Origin of the sequence: Mycobacterium sp., from assembly GCF_035633495.1 — a bacterium.
Taxonomy (GTDB): Bacteria; Actinomycetota; Actinomycetes; order Mycobacteriales; family Mycobacteriaceae; genus Mycobacterium.
The window spans coordinates 36385-61869 of sequence record NZ_DASQEU010000098.1; the positions used below are offsets into that span (position 1 = coordinate 36385).

At 67.2% G+C, this 25485-nt stretch carries 27 protein-coding genes and 1 pseudogene; 11 read left to right on the top strand and 17 right to left on the bottom strand.

Translation table 11 applies throughout. The features are described from left to right. Positions 1-69 precede the first annotated feature (69 nt). Positions 70-1569, bottom strand: coding sequence for a two-component system sensor histidine kinase PdtaS (gene pdtaS / locus VET27_RS14955; protein ID WP_526519404.1), 1500 nt, complete (start codon positions 1567-1569; stop codon positions 70-72). Positions 1570-1595: 26 nt separating this feature from the next. Beyond that, positions 1596-1811: a biotin/lipoyl-binding carrier protein gene (locus VET27_RS14960; RefSeq protein WP_140691302.1), complete on the bottom strand. Its 216-nt coding sequence runs from the start codon at positions 1809-1811 to the stop codon at positions 1596-1598. Between the two features lie 148 nt (positions 1812-1959). On the opposite strand from VET27_RS14960, the gene VET27_RS14965 reads away from it, so the two are divergent. Then, positions 1960-2052 carry a 50S ribosomal protein bL37 gene (locus VET27_RS14965; protein WP_372510120.1) on the top strand — a complete coding sequence of 31 codons (93 nt, stop codon included), beginning with the start codon at positions 1960-1962 and terminating at the stop codon, positions 2050-2052. Here VET27_RS14965 and rsrA read toward each other — a convergent pair. Next, positions 2049-2360, bottom strand: coding sequence for a mycothiol system anti-sigma-R factor (gene rsrA / locus VET27_RS14970; RefSeq protein WP_526519407.1), 312 nt, complete (start codon positions 2358-2360; stop codon positions 2049-2051). The two genes, VET27_RS14965 and rsrA, sit on opposite strands and share 4 nt — an antisense overlap. Further along, positions 2357-3007: a sigma-70 family RNA polymerase sigma factor gene (locus VET27_RS14975; protein ID WP_526519529.1), complete on the bottom strand. Its 651-nt coding sequence runs from the start codon at positions 3005-3007 to the stop codon at positions 2357-2359. Before VET27_RS14975 ends, rsrA begins: the two co-directional genes overlap by 4 nt. 212 nt (positions 3008-3219) lie before the next feature. Between VET27_RS14975 and VET27_RS14980 the strand changes: the two genes are divergently transcribed. Genes VET27_RS14980 through VET27_RS14995 form a run of 4 tightly spaced genes read left to right on the top strand, consistent with a single transcriptional unit; the run spans position 3220 to position 5364 of the window. After that, complete coding sequence (locus VET27_RS14980; protein ID WP_526519409.1) at positions 3220-3711, top strand: aminoacyl-tRNA deacylase; 492 nt, start codon at positions 3220-3222, stop codon at positions 3709-3711. 18 nt (positions 3712-3729) lie between these two features. Next, complete coding sequence (locus tag VET27_RS14985) at positions 3730-4578, top strand: SDR family oxidoreductase (protein ID WP_526519411.1); 849 nt, start codon at positions 3730-3732, stop codon at positions 4576-4578. Positions 4579-4586: 8 nt separating this feature from the next. Next, positions 4587-5093, top strand: coding sequence for a class I SAM-dependent methyltransferase (locus tag VET27_RS14990; protein ID WP_526519413.1), 507 nt, complete (start codon positions 4587-4589; stop codon positions 5091-5093). Between the two features lie 10 nt (positions 5094-5103). Then, positions 5104-5364 carry a hypothetical protein gene (locus tag VET27_RS14995; protein ID WP_526519415.1) on the top strand — a complete coding sequence of 87 codons (261 nt, stop codon included), beginning with the start codon at positions 5104-5106 and terminating at the stop codon, positions 5362-5364. On the opposite strand, the gene VET27_RS15000 is transcribed toward VET27_RS14995, so the two are convergent. Next, positions 5361-6134, bottom strand: a complete 774-nt coding sequence (locus VET27_RS15000) for an SOS response-associated peptidase (RefSeq protein ID WP_526519531.1) — start codon at positions 6132-6134, stop codon at positions 5361-5363. The genes VET27_RS14995 and VET27_RS15000 overlap by 4 nt on opposite strands. 36 nt (positions 6135-6170) lie before the next feature. Between VET27_RS15000 and aroA the strand changes: the two genes are divergently transcribed. From aroA to VET27_RS15015, 3 genes are all read left to right on the top strand, one after another. Further along, on the top strand, positions 6171-7469 hold the full coding sequence (aroA, locus tag VET27_RS15005) for a 3-phosphoshikimate 1-carboxyvinyltransferase (protein ID WP_526519417.1): 1299 nt from the start codon (positions 6171-6173) through the stop codon (positions 7467-7469). Then, positions 7466-8446, top strand: a complete 981-nt coding sequence (gene rsgA, locus VET27_RS15010; protein ID WP_526519419.1) for a ribosome small subunit-dependent GTPase A — start codon at positions 7466-7468, stop codon at positions 8444-8446. The genes aroA and rsgA overlap by 4 nt, the downstream gene beginning before the upstream one ends. Before the next feature lie 89 nt (positions 8447-8535). Further along, the gene (locus tag VET27_RS15015) at positions 8536-9384 is read left to right on the top strand and encodes an aldo/keto reductase (protein WP_526519422.1); all 849 of its coding nucleotides are present in this window, start codon (positions 8536-8538) and stop codon (positions 9382-9384) included. Positions 9385-9436: 52 nt separating this feature from the next. Here VET27_RS15015 and VET27_RS15020 read toward each other — a convergent pair whose 3' ends face one another. From VET27_RS15020 to VET27_RS15040, 5 genes are all read right to left on the bottom strand, one after another. Then, positions 9437-10717, bottom strand: coding sequence for a fatty acid desaturase family protein (locus VET27_RS15020; protein WP_526519424.1), 1281 nt, complete (start codon positions 10715-10717; stop codon positions 9437-9439). A gap of 67 nt (positions 10718-10784) precedes the next feature. Continuing rightward, positions 10785-11921 (bottom strand): ferredoxin reductase, encoded by a 1137-nt coding sequence (locus VET27_RS15025; RefSeq protein ID WP_526519426.1) that lies wholly within the window; start codon positions 11919-11921, stop codon positions 10785-10787. An 89-nt stretch (positions 11922-12010) separates the two neighbouring features. Beyond that, positions 12011-12514, bottom strand: coding sequence for a DUF6912 family protein (locus VET27_RS15030; protein ID WP_526519533.1), 504 nt, complete (start codon positions 12512-12514; stop codon positions 12011-12013). Positions 12515-12529: 15 nt separating this feature from the next. After that, the gene (gene ppk2, locus VET27_RS15035) at positions 12530-13387 is read right to left on the bottom strand and encodes a polyphosphate kinase 2 (RefSeq protein WP_526519428.1); all 858 of its coding nucleotides are present in this window, start codon (positions 13385-13387) and stop codon (positions 12530-12532) included. Positions 13388-13411: 24 nt separating this feature from the next. Continuing rightward, positions 13412-14821: a WS/DGAT/MGAT family O-acyltransferase gene (locus VET27_RS15040; RefSeq protein WP_526519430.1), complete on the bottom strand. Its 1410-nt coding sequence runs from the start codon at positions 14819-14821 to the stop codon at positions 13412-13414. Between the two features lie 134 nt (positions 14822-14955). On the opposite strand from VET27_RS15040, the gene VET27_RS15045 reads away from it, so the two are divergent. After that, positions 14956-15516: an Rv3235 family protein gene (locus VET27_RS15045; protein ID WP_526519432.1), complete on the top strand. Its 561-nt coding sequence runs from the start codon at positions 14956-14958 to the stop codon at positions 15514-15516. Here VET27_RS15045 and secA read toward each other — a convergent pair whose 3' ends face one another. The 3 genes from secA to VET27_RS15060 form a co-directional block, all read right to left on the bottom strand. Next, positions 15517-18390: a preprotein translocase subunit SecA gene (secA, locus tag VET27_RS15050; RefSeq protein WP_526519434.1), complete on the bottom strand. Its 2874-nt coding sequence runs from the start codon at positions 18388-18390 to the stop codon at positions 15517-15519. A gap of 116 nt (positions 18391-18506) precedes the next feature. Further along, positions 18507-19139 carry a ribosome hibernation-promoting factor, HPF/YfiA family gene (gene hpf / locus VET27_RS15055; RefSeq protein ID WP_526519535.1) on the bottom strand — a complete coding sequence of 211 codons (633 nt, stop codon included), beginning with the start codon at positions 19137-19139 and terminating at the stop codon, positions 18507-18509. Positions 19140-19488: 349 nt separating this feature from the next. Next, positions 19489-20112: a ComF family protein gene (locus VET27_RS15060; RefSeq protein ID WP_526519537.1), complete on the bottom strand. Its 624-nt coding sequence runs from the start codon at positions 20110-20112 to the stop codon at positions 19489-19491. 97 nt (positions 20113-20209) lie between these two features. On the opposite strand from VET27_RS15060, the pseudogene VET27_RS15065 reads away from it, so the two are divergent. Both VET27_RS15065 and VET27_RS15070 read left to right on the top strand, forming a co-directional pair. Further along, positions 20210-20473 (top strand): annotated as a pseudogene (locus tag VET27_RS15065) (SDR family NAD(P)-dependent oxidoreductase); the annotation flags it as partial. Between the two features lie 29 nt (positions 20474-20502). Then, complete coding sequence (locus VET27_RS15070; protein ID WP_526519555.1) at positions 20503-20688, top strand: hypothetical protein; 186 nt, start codon at positions 20503-20505, stop codon at positions 20686-20688. A 1-nt stretch (position 20689) separates the two neighbouring features. Here the strand turns inward: VET27_RS15070 and lpqB are convergent, their stop codons facing one another. From lpqB to VET27_RS15090, 4 genes are read right to left on the bottom strand one after another with little or no spacing between them, the layout of a single operon-like run. Next, positions 20690-22441, bottom strand: a complete 1752-nt coding sequence (lpqB, locus tag VET27_RS15075) for an MtrAB system accessory lipoprotein LpqB (protein WP_526519539.1) — start codon at positions 22439-22441, stop codon at positions 20690-20692. A 14-nt stretch (positions 22442-22455) separates the two neighbouring features. Continuing rightward, positions 22456-24105, bottom strand: a complete 1650-nt coding sequence (gene mtrB, locus VET27_RS15080) for an MtrAB system histidine kinase MtrB (RefSeq protein ID WP_526519436.1) — start codon at positions 24103-24105, stop codon at positions 22456-22458. Continuing rightward, positions 24102-24788 carry a two-component system response regulator MtrA gene (mtrA, locus tag VET27_RS15085; RefSeq protein WP_526519439.1) on the bottom strand — a complete coding sequence of 229 codons (687 nt, stop codon included), beginning with the start codon at positions 24786-24788 and terminating at the stop codon, positions 24102-24104. The genes mtrB and mtrA overlap by 4 nt, the downstream gene beginning before the upstream one ends. A gap of 56 nt (positions 24789-24844) precedes the next feature. Further along, positions 24845-25474, bottom strand: coding sequence for a dTMP kinase (locus VET27_RS15090; protein WP_526519441.1), 630 nt, complete (start codon positions 25472-25474; stop codon positions 24845-24847). Positions 25475-25485 lie beyond the last annotated feature (11 nt).

Here is a 25485-nt window from a genome sequence, read left to right on the forward strand (position 1 = left end):
GCCTCGGCATTCGCCGGGGCCGTGAATTTTTTTGCGGTTGGTGGCTGTTTCCCGCCGTTTACCAACGTGTTACTGCGCCGAACGCCCACGCCGACCGATCGGCACCCGCAGCACGACGTCGGTACCGCCGGTGGGCACGGCATGCATACCCAACGAACCGTCCAACTCGGCGGCCACCAACGTCCGCACGATCTGCAAGCCCAAGCTGTCCGACTTCTCCAGGCTGAACCCCTCGGGCAGGCCGCGGCCGTCGTCGTGCACGACGACGTCGAGCCAGCGGGCGGAACGCTCGGCCCGGATCGTGACGCTCCCGTTCTCCGAAACGGAGTCGTAGGCGTGCTCGATCGCGTTCTGCACCAGTTCGGTGATGACCATGACCAGCGCGGTGGCCCGGTCCGCGTCGAGCACTCCCAGTTCGCCGACCCGGTGGATCCGGACGGGTCTGCCCACTGACGCGACGTCGTTCATGATCGGGACGATCCGGTCGACGACCTCGTCGAGGTTGACCTCCTCGTCGACCGACATCGACAGCGCATCGTGCACCAGCGCGATCGACGACACCCGCCGCACCGACTCGATCAGCGCGTCCCGCCCCTCGGCGTTGTTCGTACGTCTGGCCTGCAGCCGAAGCAGCGCGGCGACGGTCTGAAGATTGTTCTTCACTCGGTGGTGGATCTCGCGGATGGTCGCGTCCTTGGACAAGAGCGCGCGGTCACGTCGCTTGACCTCGGTCACGTCGCGGATCAGCAAGGCGGCGCCCGCCGGCTCGCCGTTGACCACCATCGGCAGCGTGCGGAGCAGCACCGCCGCCCCCCCGGCGTCGACCTCCATTCGCATGCTCGATCCCCCCGAGAGCGAATCACGCACGTGATTGGCCAGTTCCTGCGCCTCGAAGGGGTCCGAGATCAGCGGCCGGGTGACGGTGACCAAGTTGTGGCCCTCGAGCTCGGCGTTCAGGCCCATCCGGTGGTAGGCCGAGATCGCGTTGGGACTGGCGAAGCTCACGTGGCCGCCCACGTCGAGCCGGATGAAGCCGTCGCCCACTCGGGGGCTCGACCGCGACATCGCGAGGTCACCCACGTTGGGGAAGGTGCCCTCGGACAGCATGTGCAACAGGTCGGCGGCACAGTCCAGGTACGCACGCTCCAACGGACTGGCCTTGCGCCGGTCGGCCAACGCGGTCTGATGTGTCAGGACCGCGACGACGTGATTGCCGTGCCTGACGGGGACGGCTTCGACGTTGAGCCATCGGCCCTCCTGCGAATTCGCCTGTGCCGCATCGCTTCCGCGGCCGATGTGACCGGACTGAAAGGCCTCGACGACCACCGGCATGTCGCCTGCGGTGTTGACCGTCCCCACCGCGTCGGCCAGCAGCACGGTAGGTGCAGTGTTCGGACGGACCTGCGCGACGCACACCAATGAGCCGTCGTCGTGGTGCACCCACATCAGGTAGTCGGCGAAGGACAGATCGGCCAGGAGCTGCCATTCTCCCACCACGGCGTGCAGGTGGTCGACGGCCGTGCCGGGCAACATGGTGTGCTCGGCGAGCAGGTCACCGAGGGTCGACATGGGAGTTGCCTCGAGCGGCCCGAGTCCTAGCTGATCACGGCGATGAGGTCGCCGGCCTGAATCACGTCGCCGACGGCAACGTTGACCGTGGTCACCGTCCCGGCAACTTCGGCAAGCACCGGAATCTCCATCTTCATGGACTCCAGGAGTACGAGGGTCTCCCCCTCGCCGATGTGATCGCCCTCGCTCACCACGACCTCGAGCACACTGGCCACGATCTCAGCGCGAACATCCTCGGCCATCTTCACCCCACTCGTCCCCTGGAGCCGCCCGTCACGACGGCACAACGCGGTGTCTGCCGGTCTATCGAACCACACGGCCGGGATTGGAATGCAGTGGCGCGAGCGTGAGACACTGACGAGCAAGCAATTGACTCAATGGAGGACCATCATGGCCAAGCGTGGCCGTAAGAAGCGTGACCGCAAGCACACGAAGGCCAACCACGGCAAGCGACCCAACTGCGGCTCGAAAGCAGTTCGCTAACCGCGGATGATGGTGGTGCGGCTGATCTCGACGCGCAGCCGCGCCCGCAGTGAATCCGGTGCCTTGTCGCCACTGCACTTGGTGGCGATGAGGCGCTTCACCCGCTCCTCGACCCCGTACTGCCGCAGGCATGTCGGGCATTCCTCAAGGTGATGGCGCAGCTTGTCACGCGTTTCCGTGGTGCACTCGCCATCGAGCAGGGTCCACACCTCGGCGATCACCGACGCGCACTCTGGATGGTCGGGGTCGACCGGGCCGACCGGCGGACGGAACGTGTGCTCTTCGGCGCGCGAGAATTCGTCGCTCACGAGGACACCTCCTCGGGCTCGTCGAGTTTCTGAGCTCGAATGAAGCCGCGGTCTCGCGCGACGTCGGCCAGTAGTTCACGGAGTTGCTTGCGTCCGCGATGCAGTCGGGACATCACCGTCCCGATCGGAGTGTTCATGATCTCCGCGATCTCCTTGTACGGGAAGCCTTCGACGTCGGCGTAGTACACCGCCATCCGAAAATCTTCGGGCAGGGCCTGCAAGGCGGCCTTGATCTCGGTGTCGGGCAGGGCCTCCATCGCCTCGACCTCGGCGGACCGCAGCCCCGTCGACGAATGCTGCGCGTTGGCGGCCAACTGCCAGTCGGTGATCTCGTCCGTCGGATACTCGGCTGGTTGGCGCTGCTTCTTGCGGTAGCTGTTGATGAAGGTGTTGGTCAGGATGCGATACAGCCACGCCTTGAGGTTGGTGCCCGCACGGAACGACCGGAAACCGGCGTAGGCCTTGACCATCGTCTCCTGGAGAAGATCCTCGGCATCCGCTGGATTGCGGGTCATGCGCAGAGCGCCGCCGTACAACTGGTCCAGCAGCGGTATCGCGTCGCGCTCGAACCGCGCCGTGAGCTCCGCATCGGTTTCGACTGCGGGTTCTTCGGCCGCGGCGGGCGTCGCTCCGTCGAGATCGGTCATCTGAAGCGACACCGTCCCTTCTCTCGCGGCACCGTCAGACACAACCGGCAAATCGACCGGGCGTTCCAGGCAGAGCGTTGGCACCGAGGTGTCTCCTTCCTTCGATCCTAATGGCTGACACCGACACGGTCGCCCTTCGGCGCCCATCGCAGCAGAACAACAGCGCGGACATGCACGGTTGTTCCCAGGGCAATCGCCACTATCGTGAGCCGATGGCCCGTGCAGCGACCCCGGCGATCGCCGCGCTGGTGACGGCAGGCGTACCGCACGAGGTGCTGAGTTACCACCACGATCCGCGCAACGAGTCCTTCGGCGAGGAGGCGGTTGCCGAGCTGGCGGCCAGCGCCGAGGTGTCCGCCGAACAGGTCTTCAAGACACTCGTCGTCGCCCTCCCCGGCGGACTCGCCGTCGCGGTGCTTCCGGTCCCCTCCAAACTGTCGCTCAAGTCGGCCGCCTCCGCGCTGGGCGTGCCCCGGGCCGAGATGGCCGACCGTGCCGCCGCCCAGAGGTCGACCGGCTACGTCATCGGAGGCATCTCGCCGTTGGGTCAGCGCAAGCCGCTGCCGACGGTGATCGACGACTCGGTTCTGACGTGGGACCGCGTGTTGTGCAGCGCGGGGAAACGCGGCCTGCAGGTGGCGCTGGCGCCCGCGGATCTGGTCCGTCTCACCAATGCGGTGACCGCCGACATCCTGGCGGTGTGACAGTCCTAGGGTGAGGTCATGTCGCTCTCCGGTAAAACGATGTTCATCTCCGGCGCCAGCCGCGGTATCGGCTTGGCGATCGCCAAGCGGGTCGCCGCCGACGGCGCCAACGTCGCGTTGGTCGCCAAGACCGCCGAACCGCACCCCAAGCTCGAGGGCACCATCTACACCGCGGCCAAGGAGATCGAGGAGGCCGGCGGCCAGGCCCTGCCGATCCTCGGTGACGTCCGCGACGGTGAATCCGTCGAATCCGCCGTGGCGCAGGCGGTTGCGCAGTTCGGCGGCATCGACGTCTGCGTGAACAACGCCTCAGCAATCAACCTCGGGTCCATCACCGAGGTGCCGCTCAAGCGGTTCGACCTCATGAACGGCATCAACGTCCGCGGTACCTATGCCGTGTCGCAGGCCTGCATCCCGCACATGAAGGGCCGGGAGAACCCGCACATCCTCACGCTGTCACCGCCTATCCTGCTCGAGTCGAAGTGGCTCAAGCCGACGGCGTACATGATGGCCAAGTACGGGATGACGCTGTGCGGGCTCGGCATGGCCGAGGAGCTGCGCGCCGACGGGATCGCGTCGAACACGTTGTGGCCACGGACGATGGTGGCCACCGCCGCCGTGCGGAACCTGCTCGGCGGCGACGAGGCCATGGCCCGTGCCCGCAAGCCCGAGGTCTACTCCGACGCCGCCTACGTGATCTTCAACAAGCCGGCACGCGAATACACCGGTAATACGGTGCTGTGCGAAGACGTCCTGTTCGATTCCGGCGTCACCGACCTCTCGGTCTACGACTGCGTGCCCGGTTCGGAGCTCGGGGTCGACCTGTGGGTCGAGACCCCGAACCCGCCGGGTTACACGGGGCCCTAGGAGACTTCGTGGGCGCCTCCCCGTGGGCGGGTGGTCGCTACGAATCCGTGGCCGAACGCATCGCCGGCATCGCCGAGCAGACCGTCGGCGCGGCCGACCGCCGCCATCCACTTCGAGGGGCCACCCTCGTCGACCTGGCCTGCGGTACCGGCAGTGCCGCACTGGCGGCGGCCGTGCGTGGCGCACGGGTCACCGGCGTCGACCTGACTCCCGAGCTGATCGCAATCGGCGAACGGAAGGCCGAGGCCGCGGGCCACACGGTGAACTGGGTGACCGCCGACGCCGCACACACCGGACTGTCCGCAGGCACGTTCGATGCCGTGGTGTCGAACATGGGCATCATCTTCGTCGACCCAGACCTGCAGGTCGCCGAGATAAGCCGGTTGCTGAAACCACATGGGGTGCTTGCCTTCTCCTCTTGGGTCCGGAGCTGGCAGCAATCCCTTCTTCGACCCGATCGTAGCGGTGCTCGGCACCCCGCCGAAGATTGGGTTCACCCCCGACCAGTGGGGTGACCCGACCACCGTGGCGCGCCGCCTGGCCGATGGCTTCACTGACCTCGACGTCCACGACGGCACGTTCACGTGGCAGTTTCCGTCGCTGGACGGCGCGCTGCACTTTCTGGCGCACGAATCACCGATGCACGTCGACGTCTTCCGCCGCGTCGACGGGACTCGGCGCGAACGCCTCGAAGCCGCCTTCCGCGACGCGCTCACACCGCACACCGACGGCGCAGGGGTCAGCTTCGACACTCCGTACGTGGTGGTCAGCGCCACCCGCCGCTAGAGAAGCGTCGCCTGCTCGGGCTCCGCATCGACGGGTTCGATCAGCTCGGGTCCGTTGTTGCGGACGCTGTTGACCAGTCGGGACACCTCGCGGACTGCGATGCGGTCGAGGTCGCCGTGGCCTCGCAGCAGACCCTCGTCGATCGGCGCGTCCGGATCCAACCAGCGGTCCCAGTCGCGCTCGCTGATGGTCAGCGGCATGCGGTCGTGAATGTCGGCCAGTGGACCTGCGGAGTCGGTGGTGATGATGGTGCAGCTGAGCAGCGGCGGCGCGTCCCTGGGTGCGTCCTTGGGCCGCCACGTCGACCACAGCCCGCCCATGAACAGCAGCTCGCCATCGGCGCCGTACATGTAGAACGGCGTCTTGGGGGCCTTCTTCCCCGCTGTGCTCTCCCCGCCTGGCCGCCACTCGTACCAGCCGTCCATCGGTATCAGACACCGCTTGCCCTTGGCAGAGGCACGGAACGCGCCCGACGTGGTGACCGTCTCGGCGCGGGCGTTTATCAGCAGCGGCCCCTTGGTGTCCGGGCCACCGTCCGCCCCGGTCTTGACCCACGGCGGGATCAGTCCCCACCTCATCAGCCGGACCCGGCGGGTCGACTCGTCGTCGGGCTCGGCGTGCCTCTTGACCACAGAACTGATGGTCGTCGTCGGCGCCACGTTGTAGTTCGGCTGCGGAGGGTCCTTCTCGACCGGGGTTGCTTCGTCGATCGCCTTGATCTTCTCGGCGAGCAGCGCCGGATCGGTCGTCACCGCGAATCGCCCACACATATATCCCATGGTGGCAGAACGTGCCGACAAGGCAGGATGGACACCGTGACAACGTGGCAGGCACCGTCGACGACGACGCCCGTGCACGCAGAAGTCGACGTTCCCGGTTCCAAGTCCCAGACCAACCGTGCGCTCGTGCTCGCCGCGTTGGCCACCCCGCAGGGCACCTCGACGGTCGGCGGTGCGCTGCGCAGTCGCGACACCGACCTGATGATCGGCGCCCTCCGCACGCTCGGCGTGGCACTCGACGGCGCGAGCACCGAACTGTCGGTCAGCGGGGCCATCTCGCCCGCCGCCGACGCGCACGTCGACTGCGGCCTGGCGGGCACCGTGCTGCGGTTCGTCCCCCCGGTCGCAGCGCTCGGCGGCGAAGTGGTCACGTTCGACGGCGACGAGCAGGCCCGGTCCCGTCCGATCGCGCCCCTGCTCGACGCGTTGCGCGGCCTCGGCGTCCGCCTGGACGGCGACTCGATGCCATTCCTGGTGCACGGCGAGGGTTCCGTGAAGGGTGGCACCGTGCGCATCGACGCGTCGTCGTCCTCGCAGTTCGTGTCCGGGCTGCTGTTGTCGGGTGCGACGTTCGACGACGGGCTGACCGTGGTGCACACCGGCGAGTCCGTGCCCTCGGCGCCGCACGTGGCGATGACGGTGTCGATGTTGCGCGACGCAGGCGTGCCGGTGGACGACGCGACGCCGAACCGCTGGGAAGTCCGGCCGGGGCCGGTCGCCGCGCGACACTGGGCGATCGAGCCCGACCTGTCCAACGCGGTCCCCTTCCTGTCCGCCGCCGTCGTGAGCGCGGGTACCGTGCGCATCGCGCGGTGGCCACGGGTCAGCGTGCAGCCGTCGGAAACCATCCTCGACCTGCTCGCCCAGACGGGATCGGCTGTCCGTCAACGTGATTCGTACCTCGAGGTGACGGGCCCGGACGGGTACGACGGCTTCGACGCCGATCTGCACGACGTCGGCGAACTGGCACCGTCGGTTGCGGCGCTCGCAGCGCTGGCCGCACCCGGCTCCGTCTCACACCTCACCGGCATCGCCCACCTACGCGGGCACGAAACCGACCGGCTGGCCGCGCTGACCGCGGAGATCAACGGCCTGGGCGGACGCTGCGAGGAGACGCCCGACGGGCTGACGATCACGGCCGGACCCCTGCACGGCGGCGTGTGGAAGTCCTACGCCGACCATCGCATGGCGACGGCGGGCGCGATCATCGGACTGCGGGTGCCCCACGTCGAGGTCGAGGACATCGGCACCACCGCGAAGACGCTGCCCGACTTTCCACGGATGTGGGCGGACATGTTGATCGGGCAGGCGCCCGAGAACCCTTGAGAGAGCACGAGTACGACGAGTCCGACGTCCGGGTGCGCCCGGGCCGGGGTTCGCGGCCGCGCACCAAGACCCGCCCCCGGCACGCCGATGCGCGAGCCGGAATGATCGTGACCGTGGACCGGGGGCGGTGGGGTTGTGCGCTCGGCGGCGATCCGCAGCGGATCGTCACCGCGATGCGCGCCAGGGAACTCGGTCGCACCCCGATCGTGGTCGGCGACGAAGTCGACATCGTCGGGGACCTCTCCGGGCAGCCGGACACGCTGGCCCGCATAGTGAGGCGCGGCGAACGACGAACCGTGTTGCGGCGCACCGCCGATGACACCGATCCGACCGAACGCGTCTTGGTCGCCAATGCCGACCAGCTGTTGATCGTGGTCGCGCTGGCGGATCCACCGCCGCGCACCGGTTTCGTGGAACGCTCGCTGATCGCCGCCTACGCCGGTGGGCTCGTGCCGATCCTGTGCCTGACGAAGACGGACCTGGCGCCCCCCGATGCGTTCGCCGAGCAGTTCGCCGGCCTGGACCTGACGGTGGTGACCGCTGGCCGCGACGACGATCTCGAGGTGGTCGACGAGCTTCTCGTCGGCAAGCTGACGGTGCTGGTCGGGCACTCCGGGGTCGGCAAGTCCACGATGGTCAATCGCCTTGTCCCTCAGGCTGATCGGGCCGTCGGCGTGGTGTCCGGCGTCGGCAAGGGCAAGCACACCTCGACACAGTCGGTCGCCCTGCCGCTCCATGGTTCGGGGTGGGTGATCGACACCCCGGGAATCCGGTCGTTCGGACTGGCTCACATCGCCCCCGCCGACGTCATGATGGCGTTCTCCGATCTCGCCGAATCGATCGAGGAATGTCCGCGCGGCTGCGGTCACATGGGTCCCCCCGCAGATCCCGAATGCGCCCTGGACACCTTGACCGGCCATGCCGCCGACCGGGTGGCCGCGGCGCGCCGTCTGCTGACCGCGATGACCACGGACTGATACCGCGCGGCGACCGAACGTGAGCGCGGTTTGCATTCGCGTCGAAATGGGCACGCTGCCAAGGGCAAAACGCAAAAGGAGGCCCATTCATGACGAACGTACCAACTATCGAACTCAGCACCGGCGCGCACATTCCGCAACTCGGCTTCGGCGTCTTTCAGATCGATCCCGACGAGACCGCGGGTGCGGTCAAGACCGCACTGGACATCGGCTATCGGCACATCGACACCGCAGAGATGTATCAGAACGAGGCCGGCGTCGGCCAAGGCGTCCGGGATTCCGGCGTGGACCGCGCGGACGTCTTCGTGACCAGCAAGCTCAACAACGGGTTTCACGAGTCCGATGCCGCGCGAAAGGCCTTCGACGAGACGCTGAGCAAGCTCGGCTTCGACTACGTCGACCTCTTCCTCATCCACTGGCCACTGCCCACCCTCTACGGCGGTGACTACATCTCGACGTGGCAGACCCTCGAGGAATTCCGACGCGACGGGCGCGCCCGCAGCATCGGGGTGTCGAACTTTCAGGTCGCCCACCTCGAGCGGCTGGCGAACGAGACCGACACCGTGCCCGCCGTCAACCAGATCGAGGTGCATCCCTACTTCGTCAACGACGAGGTTCGTCAGTACTGCAGAGAGCACGGGATCGCCGTCGAGGCGTGGTCACCCATCGCGCAGGGGAAGGTGCTCGACGATCCGGTCGTGACCCAGATCGCCGAGGCGGCAGGCAAGTCGCCGGCTCAGGTGGTTCTGCGCTGGCATGTCCAGCGCGGCGACATCGTGTTCCCGAAGTCGGTTACGCCAGAGCGCATCGAGGAGAACTTCGCGTTGTTCGACTTCGAGCTGAGCGGTCACGACGTCGACGCGTTGACGGCGCTCCACAAGGGTGAGGACGGCCGGACGGGCCCGAACCCGGACACGTTCGACTACATCCCCGACTAGGCGTCATGGCAAAACTGCGGGGGGATCGCTGATCCCCCCGCAGTTCTGGCAGCTAGGCAGCGAGTTCGCGGCCGGCCTTCTTGGCAGCGCGCTGCTGACGTCGCCACGACCGCACGGTGGCGATCGCGGTGTTCAGACCGCGACGGTGCCCAGTGGTGGGATCCGTTGCGGCGAAGTCGGATTCGAGCTCCTCGAACATCCGCTCGCTACGGGTCTCCGGAGCGTCGTCGGCGGTGTCCCGCAGGTACTTGTCCGGCAGCGACAGCTTGGCGATGGTGCGCCACGTCTTGCCGTACTGGACTGCGAAGTTGCCCGTCGTGTAGGGCAGGTCGTACTTCTCGCAGATCTGACGGACGCGGATGCTGATCTCTTGCAACCGGTTGCTCGGCAGATCCGGATACAGATGGTGCTCGATCTGGTTGCTCAGGTTGCCGCTCATGAACCGAAGCGCGGGACCGCCCTCGAAGTTGGCGCTGCCCAACATCTGCCGCAGGTACCACTGACCCTTGGTCTCACCCACCATGTCGGTCTTGGTGAACTTCTCCGCCCCATCGGGGAAGTGACCGCAGAAGATCACGGCGTTCGCCCAGACGTTGCGGATGACGTTGGCCACCGCATTGGCCGTGAGCGTGGACTTGTAGGTGGCACCGGGCGACAGTGACGTCATCGCCGGGTAGGCCACGTAGTCCTTGACCAGCTGACGGCCGGCCTTGACGCCGAATTCACGCACGCGCTCGAGCGTCTCCTTGCGGTCGTCGCGGCCCATGAAGATCTTGCCGAGCTCGAGATGTTGAAGACCGACACCCCACTCGAAGCCGATGGCCAGAAGGGTGTTGAACAGCAAGTTGCCGTATAGGTTGAACGGCTTCCACTTGGCGTCGCGCGTGACGCGGATGACGCCGTAGCCGACGTCGTCGTCCATACCGAGGATGTTGGTGTACTTGTGGTGCATGAAGTTGTGGGTGAACCGCCAGTGCTTGGACGCCCCGCTCATGTCCCACTCCCACGTCGAGGAGTGAATCTCGGGATCGTTCATCCAGTCCCACTGGCCGTGCATGACGTTGTGGCCGATCTCCATGTTCTCGATGATCTTGGCCACACCGAGTGTCGCAGTGCCCGCCCACCAAGCCGACCGTCGGGAGCCGGCGGCCAGCATCACGCGGCCTGCGACCTCGAGGGCGCGCTGCGCGGCGATGGTACGGCGGATGTACCTGGAGTCACGTGCTCCGCGGGAGTCTTCGATGTCCAGGCGGATCGTGTCCAGTTCATTCGCCAGATTCTCGATGTCCGCTTCGGTCAAGTGCACGAATGCCGGTACGTCTGTGATTGCCATCGTTCAGCCTCCTTCGATAACTACGCTACCGTAACCTACGCTTCCGTAGGTTACCAGCCAGTAAAGCTTAGACGTCGAGCACGCAATCGCCGGAAGCTGCGGAAATGCAGGTCTGCACCCGGCTTCCCGGTTCGTGTTCGGCACCCGTCCGTAGGTCCCTTACATGCCCGTCAATCAGCCCGACTACACATGACTGGCAGATGCCCATCCGGCAGCCGAAGGGCATCTGGATGCCCACCTGCTCGCCCGCGTCCATCAGCGACGTCGCAGCGTCGGCCTCGACGGTCTTGCCGCTTCGTTCGAACGTCACGGCGCCGCCGGTGCCACGCGTCGCGCCGCGTGACGCGGCGAACCTCTCCAGGTGCAGACGGTCGGCCATCCCCGCCGACCCCCACAGGCGGTGCGCGTCGTCGAGCATGCCCCCGGGACCGCAGGCCCACGTCTGACGCTCACGCCAGTCAGGCACGGTGTCGGCCAGCGTCGTCAGGTCGAGGCGACCCTCGGTCCGCGTCGCACGGACGGTCAGCCGGTAACCCTCGTGCGCGTCGTGAAGCCGCGCCAACTCGTCGGCGAACATGACGTCGGACGCCGTCGGCGCCGAGTGCACGTGGACGACGTCACCGATCTGATCGCGGCGCGCGAGTGTGCGCAGCATGGACATCACCGGTGTGATGCCCGATCCCGCGGTGAGGAACAACACCGACGCGGGCGCGGGGTCGGCCATGACGAAGTTGCCCTGCGGTGCGGCGAGTCGCACGATCGTCCCCGGCGTCACGCCGCCCACCAGGTGGCTGGACAAGAAGCCCTCGGGCATCGCCTTCACGGTGATGGTGATCAATCTGGCGCGCGTCACGGGACTCGACGTCAACGAGTACGACCTCCACCGCCAGCGACCGTCCACCAGCACCCCGATACCGACGTACTGACCGGGTTCATAGTCGAAGTGAAACCCCCAACCCGGCTTTATCACCAGCGTCGCGGAGTCGACGGTCTCGCGCCGCACCTCCATCACCCGCCCGCGCAGCTCACGCGCGGACCACAGCGGGTTGGCGAGCTTGAGGTAGTCGTCCGGCAATAGCGGCGTGGTGATCCGCTGGGCCACCGAGCGCAGAGCCTGCCAGGCCGGGTGTTGCTTGGCGCCTGCGAGTGTCGGGCGGATGGTGTCAGCCACGTTGGCCGCAACCTTGATCTCGTGCTTGGCCATGACGGCTCCTGCTCACCTTGCCCCGGTGCCGCGAAACGTCTCGCGGACAACAAGCTACGGTACCGTAACTTACGGAACCGTTCGAGGCCTCAGAGCAGGTCCAGCAGGAACGGCAGCTCCTGGGTGGCATACCAGGCAAGGTCGTGATCCTGCGCATCGCCGACGGTGAGCTCGGCGTCCTCGTCGCCGAAGTCAGCGAGATCCACGACCTCGATCGCGGCCTCGACGGCGGGCTCGGCCGCCGCGTTGTCCAGATAGGCGGCGATCACGTCGCCCATGCCGATCGGGCCCGCCAGCCGCACGACGGCGTCGTCGAGATCGGGACGGATGGTTGCGCCCTCGACGTCGGCTACGAGCACCGCGCGCCGCAGCGGCAGTTCGGTGCTCGGTCCCTCCGCCGACAACAGCCGCAGTGATGCCATGGCCGCCTCGCGCAGCGCGACCTCGGCGAGTTCATCGTCGTCGCCTTCGGCGTAGGACTCGCGCAGAGTCGGAGTGACGGCGAACGCCGTCCCGCTCAGTGCGTGCATCGACTGATCGGCGACGAGCCGTTGCAGCATGGCCAGGGTCGCGGGGATGTAGACACGCACCAGGCGAGAGTAGCGGGCCTACTCCCGGTCCCCCGTCAACGTCGCGACGTAATCGTCGACGTAGGTAGACAGCGCACGCGGCGGCCGCTCGTAGGTGCTGCTCGGGATGTGCCGATCGGGTAGCTCCACTCTCGGAAGCTCGACGTCGTGGTAGTCGATCGTGGACAGCAGGTGGTGCATCATGTTCAGCCTGGCGTGTTTCTTGACGTCGGACTCCACCACGTACCACGGACTCTGCGGAATGTCGGTGTGGACCATCATCTGATCCTTCGCCCGCGAATAGTCCTCCCAGCGGTACACCGACTCCATGTCCATCGGGCTCAGCTTCCACTGACGGACCGGATCGTTCCGCCGAGACTTGAACCGACGCAGCTGCTCGTCGTCGGACACCGAGAACCAGTACTTGCGAAGGAGGATTCCGTCCTCGAGGAGCATCTGCTCGAAGACCGGAGTCTGGCGCAGGAACAACGTATGTTCCTGCGGCGTACAGAATCCCATCACCTGCTCGACGCCGGCCCTGTTGTACCAGGAGCGGTCGAAGAGCACGATCTCCCCCTTCGCGGGCAGGTGCGCCACGTAGCGCTGGTAGTACCACTGGCCGCGCTCCCTATCAGTCGGTGCGGGCAAGGCGGCGATCCTCGCGACCCGTGGGCTCAGATACTCGGTGATGCGCTTGATGGTGCCGCCCTTGCCTGCGGCGTCTCGACCTTCGAAGACGACGGCGATGCGAGCCCCGGTGTGGCGCGCCCACTCTTGGAGCTTGACGAATTCCGTTTGGAGCCGAAACAGTTCGGCTTCGTAGACGTCGTTGGCGATCTTCGCCCTCTTGGGCTTCTTTGCCGAGGCCTTCGGGGGCTTGCTCTTGCTCTTGCTCATCGCCGAATCGTAGTGCGATGCGACTTACTGCGCTGCCTCCAGCAATTCGTCGAGCGACTCGCGCAGCAGGGAGGGCAACATGTCGACGTCACTCATCGCGTCACGGTCGGCGTTGATGCCGAAGTACAGCATCCCGTTGTAGGACGTCACGCCAATCGCGAGCACCTGCTTGTTGAGCAACGGCGGCACGGAGTACGTCTCCAACAGCTTGGTACCGGCCACGTACATCTGCTTCTGCGCGCCGGGCACGTTGGTGATCAGAAGGTTGAACTGTCGTGCCGAGAAGCTGGTGGCGACCCGAGTTCCCATGGCGTGCAACGTCGGTGGCGCAAAACCGGAGAGCGTGACGATGGTCCGTGCGTCGACCAGGCTGGCGGCAGTCGAATGCGATTCCGTGGCGTGGGCGATCTGTGACAGCCGCACCACGGCGTTGCCCTCCCCCGTGGGGAGATCGATCAGGAAGGGCCACACCTCGCTGATCGCCTGGCCCGGACCCGTCACGTCGAACTCGGCTTGCGGGTACACCGACATGGGGACCATCGCCCGGATCGTCGACGTCGCGGTGACCGGTTCGCCGCGCGACAGCAGCCAGTTGCGCAACGCTCCGGCGATGACCGCGAGGATGACGTCATTGACGTCGCAGTCGTAGCGCGCCCGCAGCCTGCGGTAGTCCTCCAGTTGATGACCCGCGACGGTGAAGCGCCGGTTGCGGGACACGGTGGTGTTGAGCGGACTGCTCGGGGCGGTGCCACGGGCCAACGTCCTGGCGACGTCGGCGAACCGGCGGCCCGCCTCGACCAGATGGCCCGTGTTGGTGACTGTCTCGATGACGGCGGACCGGGCCGATGCAAGCTGGCTGCCGGGACGCGCGATGAACTCGCCGACGGCGCCGAGAACCAATCGGGCATCGCTCGGCTCGCGCGCCGGAATCCAGATGTCCTCTCCGAACTGCGGGGACTTCTGGGTGCGGTCGGCGATGACGTGCCCGATCTCCAGGGCACTCATGCCGTTGACGAGTGCCTGGTGCGACTTGGTGTAGATCGCAATGCGGTTATTGGCCAGGCCCTCGACGAGGTACATCTCCCACAACGGGCGGGACTTGTCGAGCGGCCGCGACCCGAGTCGCGCGACCAGGTCGTGCAGTTGCGCGTCGCTGCCCGGTGATGGGAGTGCCGAGCGGCGGATGTGATACGTGATGTCGAATTCGCGGTCGTCGATCCACACCGGCCGGGCCAGCCCGAGGACCACCTCGCGGACCTTCTGCCGGTACCTCGGGATCTGAGGCAACCTTCGCTCGACGGTCTCGAGCAGCGTTTCGTAGCTCAGCCCGTTGCGCGGCTTGCGCAGGATCGACAACGACCCCACGTACATCGGCGTCGACGTGTTCTCAAGGTGGTAATAGGAGGCGTCGGGTGCCGACAATCTCGTCACCATGACCCCGCAACCCCTCCCTCGCTCAACGTCTGAACCCCGTCACGGTAACCGGCGGAACTGGAATGCCACGTAACGGGTGCACGAGAGCGTCCTCGGGCCGTGGGATCATGAATGCGTCTGCGACTCTCCAGCAGATGTCGTCCATTCGCCTCGACCGCTGGAGAGCAGCCGTGACCGCATCACGCATCCCGACCCGACGCACCTCGTTCACCTCGCCGGTCGTCGACTACGAACCGCCACCTCTTGGTGCGCTTCCGGCGAGTCCCTGTCCGCCGCCGTCACCCACCGCGCTGCACCGTCGCACTCCCAGGCCGTTGCGGTCAGTCCCCGCCGCTGCGGCCGTCCAGCCGCACACCGGCGAGCTGATACCACCGCGGGCTGCAGCCGTCTTCGCCGATAGAGCCCTGCGCCGCGTCCTGGAGGTGACCGACCGACGTCGACCAGTGGCGCAGCTGCGGACCCTTCTTGCACCGGCGCTGTTCGACGCCGTGGCGACATCGACCAGAACGGGATCGGGCGGGGGCGCCGCCGTCCTGCGACGCGTGCGCTTGCGGTCTGCCGAGGTGCACGACGGCGAGGCAACGGCCGCCGAGGTGTTCGCCACGTACACACGCGGCCGACGCGTCCGCGCCATCGCGGGCCGCGTCGAGCTCGTCAACGGGCGCTGGGTGGTGACCGCTCTTCAGATCGGCTAACTAGCCGCGACGCGCCTTGGGGCCGCCCCGGTTCTGCCGACGAGCGGCTTCCCGCCGCTCGCGCCGAGACCCGCCGTTCGGTGCCGCATGCCTGCCACCACCGCCACGCTGCACCTCCGCCGAACCGTCCTCGGACGGGCCAGAGTAGGTCATCGGGCGCGACTCCTCGTCGTCGATTCCCTTGACCCGCAATGCCGCAGGCGCCTGACGGGGCCGCTCCTCGGTGACCACGGTGCCCTCGTCGGCGACGTCGGCGTCCCTGGCGGCGTCCACCTGGCGCGCCTTCGCGGCGGCGGTGGCCGCGTCAGCGGCGAACTGTGCCAGGTTCGGCGGCGCCGCGGTGGCGCCCACCTGTGACGCGGGTGTGGGCGTCGCCTGCACCTGGGCGTTGAACAGGAGGCCGACCGACTCCTCCTTCAGCCCGTCGAGCATGCCCGTGAACATGTCGTAACCCTCGCGCTGGTACTCGACGAGCGGGTCGCGCTGCGCCATGGCACGTAGGCCGATGCCCTCCTTGAGATAGTCCATCTCGTAGAGGTGTTCACGCCACTTGCGGTCGATCGTGGTGAGCAGCACGCTGCGCTCGAGCTGACGCATGGCGCCCTCGCCCCCGATCGCGGTCAGCTCCGCCTCGCGCGCCGCGTAGGCCGCCCGGGCGTCCTCGAGGAGGGCGTCGCGCAGCTCTTCACGCGTGAGCTCGCCCGGTTCCCCCACGGCGCCGGAGTCGATGAGGTCGTGGTGGTCGATGCCGACCGGGTAGAGCAGCTTGAGCGCGTCCCATAGTGCACCGAGATCCCAGTCCTCGGAGTAACCCTCCGCCGTGGCGCCGTCCACGTAGGCGGTGACGACGTCCTCGACCATCTGCCTGGCCTGCTCCTGAACGCTCTCGCCCTCGAGGATGAGCCGGCGTTCGGCATAGACCACCTTGCGCTGCTGGTTCATCACCTCGTCGTACTTCAAGACGTTCTTGCGGACCTCGAAGTTCTGCTGTTCCACCTGCGTCTGCGCGCTCTTGATCGCCCTGGTGACCATCTTGGCCTCGATGGGGACGTCCTCGGGGAGATTGAGACGGGTGAGCAACGACTCCAGCGTGGCGCCGTTGAAGCGCCGCATCAGCTCGTCGCCGAGCGACAGGTAGAAGCGCGATTCACCGGGGTCGCCCTGACGACCGGAACGCCCGCGCAGCTGGTTGTCGATGCGGCGCGATTCGTGACGCTCGGTGCCCAGCACGTAGAGGCCGCCGACCTCGCACACCTCCGTGGCTTCGGCTTCGGCCTCGGCCTTGACCCGGGCCAGCACGTCATCCCACGCGGCTTCGTAGTCCTCGGGCGTCTCGACGGGGTCGAGGCCGCGGTCGCGCAGTCGTTTGTCGGCGAGGAAGTCGACGTTGCCGCCGAGCACGATGTCGGTACCGCGGCCTGCCATGTTGGTGGCGACGGTGATGGCGTTGCGCCTGCCCGCCTCGGCGATGATGTTCGCCTCCTGCTCGTGGAACTTCGCGTTCAGCACGTTGTGCGGGATCCGGCGCTTGGTGAACTGCTTGGACAGGTACTCGGAGCGCTCGACGCTGGTGGTGCCGATGAGGACCGGCTGGCCCTTCTCGAAGCGCTCGCCGACGTCGTCGACGACGGCAATGTACTTGGCTTCCTCGGTCTTGTAGATGAGATCGGACTGGTCGGTGCGGACCATGTCCCGGTTGGTGGGGATCGACACCACGCCGAGGCTGTAGATCTCGTGCAGTTCGGCCGCCTCGGTCTGGGCGGTACCGGTCATGCCCGCGAGCTTGTCGTAGAGCCGGAAGTAGTTCTGCAGCGTGATCGTCGCCAGCGTCTGGTTCTCGGCCTTGATCTCGACGTGCTCCTTGGCCTCGATGGCCTGGTGCATGCCCTCGTTGTAGCGGCGGCCGACCAGCACGCGGCCGGTGAACTCGTCGACGATGATCACTTCGCCGTCGCGGACGATGTAGTCCTTGTCGCGCGAGAACAGCTCCTTGGCCTTCAGGCAGTTGTTCAGGTAGCTGACCAGAGGCGAGTTGGCGGCCTCGTACAGGTTCTCGATGCCGAGCTGATCCTCGACGAACTCGACGCCGATCTCGTGCACGCCGACGGTGCGCTTGCGGATGTCGACCTCGTAGTGGACGTCCTTCTCCATCAGAGGCGCCAGGCGCGCGAACTCGACGTACCAGTTCGACGCGCCGTCAGCCGGTCCGGAGATGATCAACGGGGTACGGGCCTCGTCGATGAGAATCGAGTCGACCTCGTCGACGACCCCGTAGTTGTGGCCGCGCTGCACCATGTCCTCCACCGTGTGCGCCATGTTGTCGCGCAGGTAGTCGAAGCCGAACTCGTTGTTGGTGCCGTAGGTGATGTCCGCGGCGTAGGCCACCCTGCGCTCGTCGGGCGTCATCTGCCCGAGGATGACGCCGACGTCGAGGCCGAGGAAGCGGTGTACGCGCCCCATCCATTCGCTGTCGCGCTTGGCCAGGTAGTCGTTGACCGTGACCACGTGGACGCCATTGCCCGACAATGCGTTGAGGTAGGCGGGCAGAACACACGTCAGGGTCTTGCCCTCACCGGTCTTCATCTCGGCGACGTTGCCGAAGTGCAGCGCGGCACCGCCCATGACCTGGACGTCGAACGGGCGCTGGTTCAGAACCCGCCACGCAGCCTCGCGGGCAACCGCGAAGGCCTCGGGCATGAGGTCGTCGAGCGTTTCCCCGCCGGCGACGCGCTTCTTGAACTCGTCGGTCTTGGCGCGCAATTCCTCGTCGGACAGCTTCTGCACGTCGTCGGATAGGGAGTTGACATACTCAGCGACCTTCTTGAGGCGCTTGACCATCCGGCCTTCACCGACACGGAGCAACTTCGACAGCACGCTAATTTCCCCTGTGGGCTCGATGGAACTCGTAATGCTTCAAACGAGGTCCATCGTAGGTGACTCGCCGAGCCGGCCGGCCGAATGCGCAGTCCAGGTCGGTCAGACCACCCCGTCTAGGCGAGCCGGATCAGGCCGTAGTCGTAGGCGTGGCGCCGGTAGACGACGGTCGGCTTGTCGCTCTCCTGGTCGTGGAACAGGAAGAAGTCGTGGCCGACCAGTTCCATCTCGTAGAGCGCGTCGTCCACGGTCATCGGGGTGGCCGTGTGTTCCTTGGTCCGCACGATCCGACCCGGTTCGTGATCCTCGGGGGCCGGGTTCTCGTCTTCGACGGGTGCCGGTTCGGGTTCGAGCAGCTGGGTGATCGCGGTGGCTTCGGCAAGGGAGACGGGAGTCTTGTCGCCGTAGTGGATCTTGCGGCGGTCCTTGCTGCGCCGAAGGCGATTCTCGAGTTTGCAGACCGCGGATTCCAGCGCGGCGTAGAAGCTGTCCGCGCAGGCCTCACCGCGCGCGACGGGGCCGCGGCCGCGGGCCGTGATCTCCACGTGTTGGCAGTTCTTGCGCTGACGGCGATTGCGTTCGTGGTCGAGTTCGACGTCGAACAGGTAAATGGTGCGGTCGAAGCGCTCGAGGCGCGATAGCTTTTCGGAGACATAGGTGCGGAAGTGGTCGGGGATTTCGACGTTGCGGCCCTTGACGACGATCTCGGCGCGGGGGTCTTCTTGCGGCTCGCCCTCGTCGTCCACCATCGCCGGTTGGTTGGTGTCCATGGATTGTATTGACATACTTGGCAACTCGTTCCTCTTGGGCTTGGACCGTTCAAGCACGCACGTAGCGTGCCCGGCTGGTGACGGGAAACGCGCCGGAGGGACCCGAATGTCGTCGGCCCGCGGCGCAAGGTGTCGAGTGCTCACCTCCTACCGCTTTTCAGGCGATGTGGCGCCGGTGTTTCTCGACGCTGCCGCGAGTCGTTCACGGGTGGTTGGCCCCGACGGTAGTCCGTGTTCACCCGCATGTGCCACATATTCGGCAGACCTGTTTTGACTTCTTCACTCCGGTTTGATCTCCGCGTAATCGGCGCTCGCGTAGACCGCCCGGTCAGGCGTGGGCGACGGCGAGGATCGCAGCAACACTGACGCCGGCAGTGTGCAGGACGCGGACCGACTCACCGCCGGTGCTTCCGGTCGTCACGACGTCGTCGATGAGCAGCACCTCCCCGCGCACCACCCCGCGGAGCCTCACCCGGCCCGCGACGTTGCGCTGTCGTTGGGCTGGCGACAATCCCACCGAATCACGCGTGAAGGCCCGCATGCGCAGGGCGGCGACGACGGTGGCGCCGGGGACGGCCGCGGTTCTCGCCATGGCGGTGACGGGATCGCCGCCACGCCTGCGCGCCGCCGACCACCTGGTGGGTGCGGGCACCAGCGTCAGCGGATCATCGACGATGCCCCAGGCCACCAATCGGGACACCCCGGCGCCGAGAGCGGCGGCCAACGGCCCGATCAGATCGGTGCGGCCGTGCTCCTTCATCGCGATGATCGCCGCGCGCCTGGGCCCGGCGTAGCGGCCAAGTGAGAAGACGGGCACGCCCGGGTCGACGCGGGGCGTGATCACGAGCGGCTCGTCGGTCAGCACCGCCAGCGTGCGTGAGCACGCGGGACACCAGCGGGTGCCCGGTGCCCCACAGCCGCCGCACGCCAGTGGGAGGACGAGGTCGAGCAGCACGTCTGCAGTCTTGCCGGATAGTCCGACAAAACCGGTGCGATGATGCCGATTGGCTTACTGTTGGCCCATCAGTTGTCACGCCAGGGAGGCTCGTGTGAGTGAGAACGGGGTCGGGACCTTCACCGGCAAGCAGGCCATCGTCACGGGCGCGGGCTCGGGCATCGGCGCTGCGCTGTGCCGGGCGTTGGTCGCCGCGGGAGCAGAGGTGGTGTGCACCGACGTCGACGGCGACGCGAACGCCCGTACCGCAGCCGCCGTCGGCGCGCGGTCGGCGCGGCTCGACGTGACCGACGCCGCGGCCGTTGCGGCGTGCGTCGACGAGGTGGTGTCCCGGGCGGGTCGACTGGACCTGATGTTTGCAGCTCCACGTTCGCGTCTGCAGACGCGTTGGCGAAGGACACGCGGCGAGCCATCGAGCGCAACAAGGGTCTGCTGGTGTGGCCCCGGCAGGCGCGCACCGCGTGGCTGTTCTCCCGCCTGGCACCAGCTCTGTTGCAGCGCATGTCGATTCGCTTCGTCGCTCACCAGAGGGCGCAGCAGGCCGCGCACGTCGCCAACTCCTCGGCGAATTAGCTCAGCCGGGAAGGACCGGAAGGGCACCTGCCACCATGAGCGGCCGCACCTCGGCCCACATCAGGTCGTTCTCGGCGGCTGACCCCGAAAGCTGCAGCACCCCGCGCTGATCCGCGACGTACAAGGTCGACGGATTCGCCGCGACCGTCGACACCGGGGCAAGCAGGTTCTGGCTCGGACCGTCGGAGTTCACGCCGTCGAGGTTGACGTAGGACACCGGATGCTGCCGATCGGTACGGCTGACGACGATGTCGTCACCGGTGCGCCACGACAGCGACACGGCAGTGTCTCCGAGGCCGAAGCCCAGTCGACGGGGATAGGTGAGTGCGTAGAGCCCGCCCTGCGTCTGCTCGACACCAGCCATGATGACCTGACCGTTGATGACCATCGCCGCTCGCGTGCCGTCGCGCGACAACTGCAGTTCGGACACGGGGCCTGGGAACTTGGTGAGCACCGCGGTGGCGTCCACGGGAATCCGGGCGGGTTGTCCAGAAGCCGCCTCCTGGATCACGCGAACAATGTTGTTGCCGTCCACCGCCACCCAGATCGCATCGTCGAGCGACCAGCTGGGCCGCGACAGCGTACGCCCGTCGATGGCCTGGGACGCGTTCCCGCCCACCTGACCGATCCACAGCGACGACGCCATGTCCGGCGCCCCGGGGCGCAGCGTCACCACCGATGCCGCCTCTTGCCCGCTGCGGGACAAGGTCGCCGCCGTCTGGTCCGGCATGTCACCGAAGGAACCGGGCACCCGCGGTGCCCGCTGACCGTCGAGTGACACGAGCGAGCCACCGATCAGCGCATGCAGACCGGCGGCCGCACCGGGATCGGCGCCGGGGTCGGTCGCAGCGACGTCGGAGGTGTTCCAGCCCTCGGCGAACCGGTCGTCGAGCGCTGCGCCGTCGGAGTTGATCACGTACGGCCCGTTGATGCCCGCCCGATTCAGGGTCCAAATGATCTGCGCGGCAAGCAGTTGCCGGGAATGCGGGTCGGTGGTTGACAGGGTCTCCAGGTCGATCTGCGCGCCGCCGTACCCGCGGCCGACGCCCGTCTTGCCACCGTCGGCGCGCGTGACCGGCCCGCGCAACCGCAGCGGCGGGCCGAGCAGGTTGCGCACGGTGTTGGCCATCTCCGGCCGCGGCCCGGCCACCAGCTTGCTCACCAGCTCGGTGGCCAACTGATCCGGCTCGGACACGGCTACGTAGCGTGGGTCCGGAACGACCGTCTTGCCGGTCGGGTCGACGAAGTACAGCGTGTTGCGCTTGTAGGTCGACTGGAATTGCTGCCAGTCGAGGAAGACGCCGTTGGGCAACTTGTCGATGCGCCAACCACCCGGCGTCTTCACGAGTTCGATCGGACCGGGGTCCGGCAACGCGCCCTCTCCGGTCTCGAACACCCCCATGTCCGACAGCGAACCCAGGATGTCGGCCTTCATGGTCACCGAAACTCGTTCGGGGCCGCGCGTTTCCACGAACACCACGAGGTCGATCAGCAGCGCGCTGCCGGCGTCGTCCCACTCGTTCGACGCCGACTCGGTGAGAAACTGCCTGGCGGCGAGATGCCGGTTCGCCGGATCGGCGGTGGCCTTGAGGAACTCGCGCAACAGGACGTCGGGGTCCATGTCGGGTGTCGGGGTCGGCAGGCTCGGCGGGGCGGGGCGGTCCATGGTGCCGAGAGCCTGCGGCGCCGACGAACTCGGCACACCTGCACACCCGGCGAGGGCCAGCACGAAGGCCAGCAGCAGCGAAGCCACCGCCAGCGTGCGTGTCACGTGCGGTCCCCGGCTGGTTCGCGCTCGCGAACTGGGCGGCGCGGCGGGTTGTCGGGTCCAATGGGCTTGAGCGGCAACGGGCTCGCCGTCACCTTGTGGCCGCGCACCAACGGCAGCGTCAACCGGAAGCATGCGCCCTTGCCCGGCTCTCCCCACGCCTCGAGCCTGCCCTGGTGCAGCCGCGCGTCCTCGATGGAGATGGCCAGTCCCAGCCCGGTCCCGCCGGACCCACGTACGCGCGACGGGTCGGAGCGCCAGAACCGACTGAACACCAGCTTCTCCTCGCCGGGGCGGAGTCCGACGCCGTAGTCGCGCACCGTGACAGCGACGGTGTCCTCGTCGGCAGCCATCCGGATCCGCACCGGCTTGCGCTCGGCATGGTCGACGGCGTTGGCGATGAGGTTGCGCAGGATGCGTTCCACCCGCCGCGGGTCGACCTCCGCGATGACGGCCTCCGCAGGCATGTCCACGATCAGGTCGACGGAGGCGTCCTTGGCCAGGTGACCGACGTCCTCCAGTGCGCTCTCGACAGTCAGCCGCAGGTCCTCGGACTCGACCGACAGTTCCGCGACGCCCGCATCGTGGCGGGAGATCTCGAGCAGGTCGTTGAGCAGTGTCTCGAACCGGTCCAGTTCGTTGACCATCAACTCGGTCGCCCGTCGCAATGCCGGCTCGAGGTCGTCACTGTGGTCGTAGATCAGATCGGCGGCCATGCGCACGGTCGTCAGGGGGGTGCGCAGCTCGTGACTGACGTCAGAGGTGAAGCGGCGCTGCAGGTTTCCGAATTCCTCGAGCTGGGTGATCTGTCGCGAGAGGCTCTCTGCCATGTCGTTGAACGACACCGCAAGGCGAGCCATGTCGTCCTCGCCTCGGACCGGCATGCGCTCGGTGAGATGCCCTTCGGCGAATCTCTCGGCAATGCGCGAGGCGGACCGCACCGGCAGCACGATCTGACGTCCCACCAGGAGCGCGATCGCGGCTAGCAACCCGAGGAGGACGACGCCAGCGGTGGCCATCGTGCCGCGCACCAGCGCAATGGTGTTCTCTTCATTGTTCAACGGAAAGATCAGGTAGAGCTCGAGATTGGTCACCGGTGACGACGTCGGACTGCCGACGATCAACGCCGGGCCCGAGAAACCGTCGGTGTGCACCGTCGCGTACTGATAACTGACCTGCCCGGCCTTGACGAACTCCCGCAACGCGTCGGGCACCTCTTGCACGGGACCCGCAGCAGTGGCCGCCCGTGGTCCGTCGCCCGGCACGACGAGCACCGCGTCGAAAGCACCCGCGAGCCCCGCGCCGGTGTCGACCTTGCGGTCGACGAGCGTATTGCGCGCCAGTTGCAGGCTGCTGTCCAGTGACCGCGTCTCCTCGCCACCGACGATGCCGCTGACCGTGGTGCGGGCCCGCTCGATCTCCTCGGTGGCCGCGCGGAGCTTCACCTCCAGGATGCGGTCGGTGATCTGGCTCGTCAGCACGAAGCCGAGAACGAGAATGACCGCCAACGACAAACCAAGGACGAGGGTGACGACACGCAGTTGCAGCGAGCGACGCCACGCGAAACCGAGCGCCCGGCCCAGAGTGCCGAGGCCCCGCAGCATCGGGGCCGAACGGCTCCGGATGCGCCGCCTCGAACCCCAGATCACGGAGGTCCGGCCTTGTACCCCACTCCTCGAACGGTGAGCACCACCTGCGGGTTCTCCGGATCAGTCTCGACCTTGGCGCGCAACCGCTGGACGTGCACGTTCACCAGACGGGTGTCAGCGGGGTGTCGGTAACCCCACACCTGTTCAAGCAGCACATCCCGAGTAAACACCTGCCGCGGTTTGCGTGCCAGCGCCACCAGCAGATCGAACTCCAACGGTGTCAGCGAAATCTGCTCACCTTGCCGGGTGACCTTGTGGGCGGGCACGTCGATCTCGACGTCGGCGATCGACAGCATCTCGGCGGGACCGTCGTCATTGCGCCGCAGCCGCGCCCGGACGCGGGCGACGAGCTCCTTCTGCTTGAAGGGCTTCATCACGTAGTCGTCGGCGCCGGACTCCAGGCCGAGCACCACGTCGACGGTGTCGGTCTTGGCCGTCAGCATGACGATCGGGACACCCGAGTCGGCGCGCAGCACGCGGCACACGTCGATGCCGTTCATCCCGGGCAACATGAGGTCGAGCAACACCAGATCGGGTCGCAGTTCGCGGACCGCCGTCAACGCCTGGCTGCCGTCACCGATGACCGCGGTGTCGAAGCCCTCGCCCCTCAGGACGATCGTGAGCATCTCGGCGAGCGACGGATCGTCATCGACGACCAGAATCCTTTGCCTCATGGTGTCCATCGTGTCACCAGATCGCGATAAACCCGGGATACCACACCGGGCGTTTTGCCTGCGGATCAGCCCGTCAGCGCCTGCGCGAGGTCGTGCGAGACCACGTCGGGCCCGGCGACCGCCCACCGTCCGCACCAATTCGCCGCGGCCAACGCGGCGTAGGCGACACCCGTCCGGCGCTGCAGACCGTCGTCGCGTTCGTACGCGTCGCGGGCGCGGTCGGCCTCCGACTCCTCGCGCCGCCGGGCACGTTCGGCCGCCAACTCGGTCGGTACCGCGAGCAGCACCTGACAATCGGGCGCAGGCATCCCGAACCGGTCGAACTCCAACTCCCGCACCCAGGCGACCACGTCGCCGTCGATCCCCTGATGCAGCCGCGCCGCGCTGTAGGCGGCGTTGGACGCCACGTAGCGGTCGAGGATGACGACGTCGTGCGCCGTGCGCAACCGCTCGATCTCACCCTTGGCATCGCACCGGTCGAGCGCGAAGAGCGCGGCCATCGCGTACACCGACGACGACAGGTCTCCATGCTCACCGTGGAGCGCCTCGGCAGCGATGTCGGCGTGCACGGACTGGTGGTAGCGCGGGAAGGCGAGACGGGCGACGGTCTTGCCCGCCGCCTCGAACGAGGATCTCAGCCCGTCGGTCAGCGTGCGCTTGCCTGCGCCGTCGACACCCTCGATCGCGATGAGCACGGGGCGAGCGT

Excerpts from the sequence above, each read along its gene's own strand:
- VET27_RS14980 (WP_526519409.1), top strand. The coding sequence starts at position 3,220 with ATGGCCCGTGCAGCGACCCCGGCGATCGCCGCGCTGGTGACGGCAGGC.
- ppk2 (WP_526519428.1), bottom strand. The coding sequence starts at position 13,387 with ATGAGCAAGAGCAAGAGCAAGCCCCCGAAGGCCTCGGCAAAGAAGCCC.
- VET27_RS14960 (WP_140691302.1), bottom strand. The coding sequence starts at position 1,811 with ATGGCCGAGGATGTTCGCGCTGAGATCGTGGCCAGTGTGCTCGAGGTC.
- VET27_RS15000 (WP_526519531.1), bottom strand. The coding sequence starts at position 6,134 with ATGTGTGGGCGATTCGCGGTGACGACCGATCCGGCGCTGCTCGCCGAG.
- mtrA (WP_526519439.1), bottom strand. The coding sequence starts at position 24,788 with ATGGACACCATGAGGCAAAGGATTCTGGTCGTCGATGACGATCCGTCG.
- VET27_RS14975 (WP_526519529.1), bottom strand. The coding sequence starts at position 3,007 with ATGACCGATCTCGACGGAGCGACGCCCGCCGCGGCCGAAGAACCCGCA.
- VET27_RS15015 (WP_526519422.1), top strand. The coding sequence starts at position 8,536 with ATGACGAACGTACCAACTATCGAACTCAGCACCGGCGCGCACATTCCG.
- aroA (WP_526519417.1), top strand. The coding sequence starts at position 6,171 with ATGGACACCGTGACAACGTGGCAGGCACCGTCGACGACGACGCCCGTG.
- VET27_RS15025 (WP_526519426.1), bottom strand. The coding sequence starts at position 11,921 with ATGGCCAAGCACGAGATCAAGGTTGCGGCCAACGTGGCTGACACCATC.
- pdtaS (WP_526519404.1), bottom strand. The coding sequence starts at position 1,569 with ATGTCGACCCTCGGTGACCTGCTCGCCGAGCACACCATGTTGCCCGGC.
- VET27_RS15020 (WP_526519424.1), bottom strand. The coding sequence starts at position 10,717 with ATGGCAATCACAGACGTACCGGCATTCGTGCACTTGACCGAAGCGGAC.
- VET27_RS14965 (WP_372510120.1), top strand. The coding sequence starts at position 1,960 with ATGGCCAAGCGTGGCCGTAAGAAGCGTGACCGCAAGCACACGAAGGCC.
- VET27_RS14985 (WP_526519411.1), top strand. The coding sequence starts at position 3,730 with ATGTCGCTCTCCGGTAAAACGATGTTCATCTCCGGCGCCAGCCGCGGT.
- VET27_RS15045 (WP_526519432.1), top strand. The coding sequence starts at position 14,956 with ATGTCGTCCATTCGCCTCGACCGCTGGAGAGCAGCCGTGACCGCATCA.
- VET27_RS15040 (WP_526519430.1), bottom strand. The coding sequence starts at position 14,821 with ATGGTGACGAGATTGTCGGCACCCGACGCCTCCTATTACCACCTTGAG.
- hpf (WP_526519535.1), bottom strand. The coding sequence starts at position 19,139 with ATGGTGGACGACGAGGGCGAGCCGCAAGAAGACCCCCGCGCCGAGATC.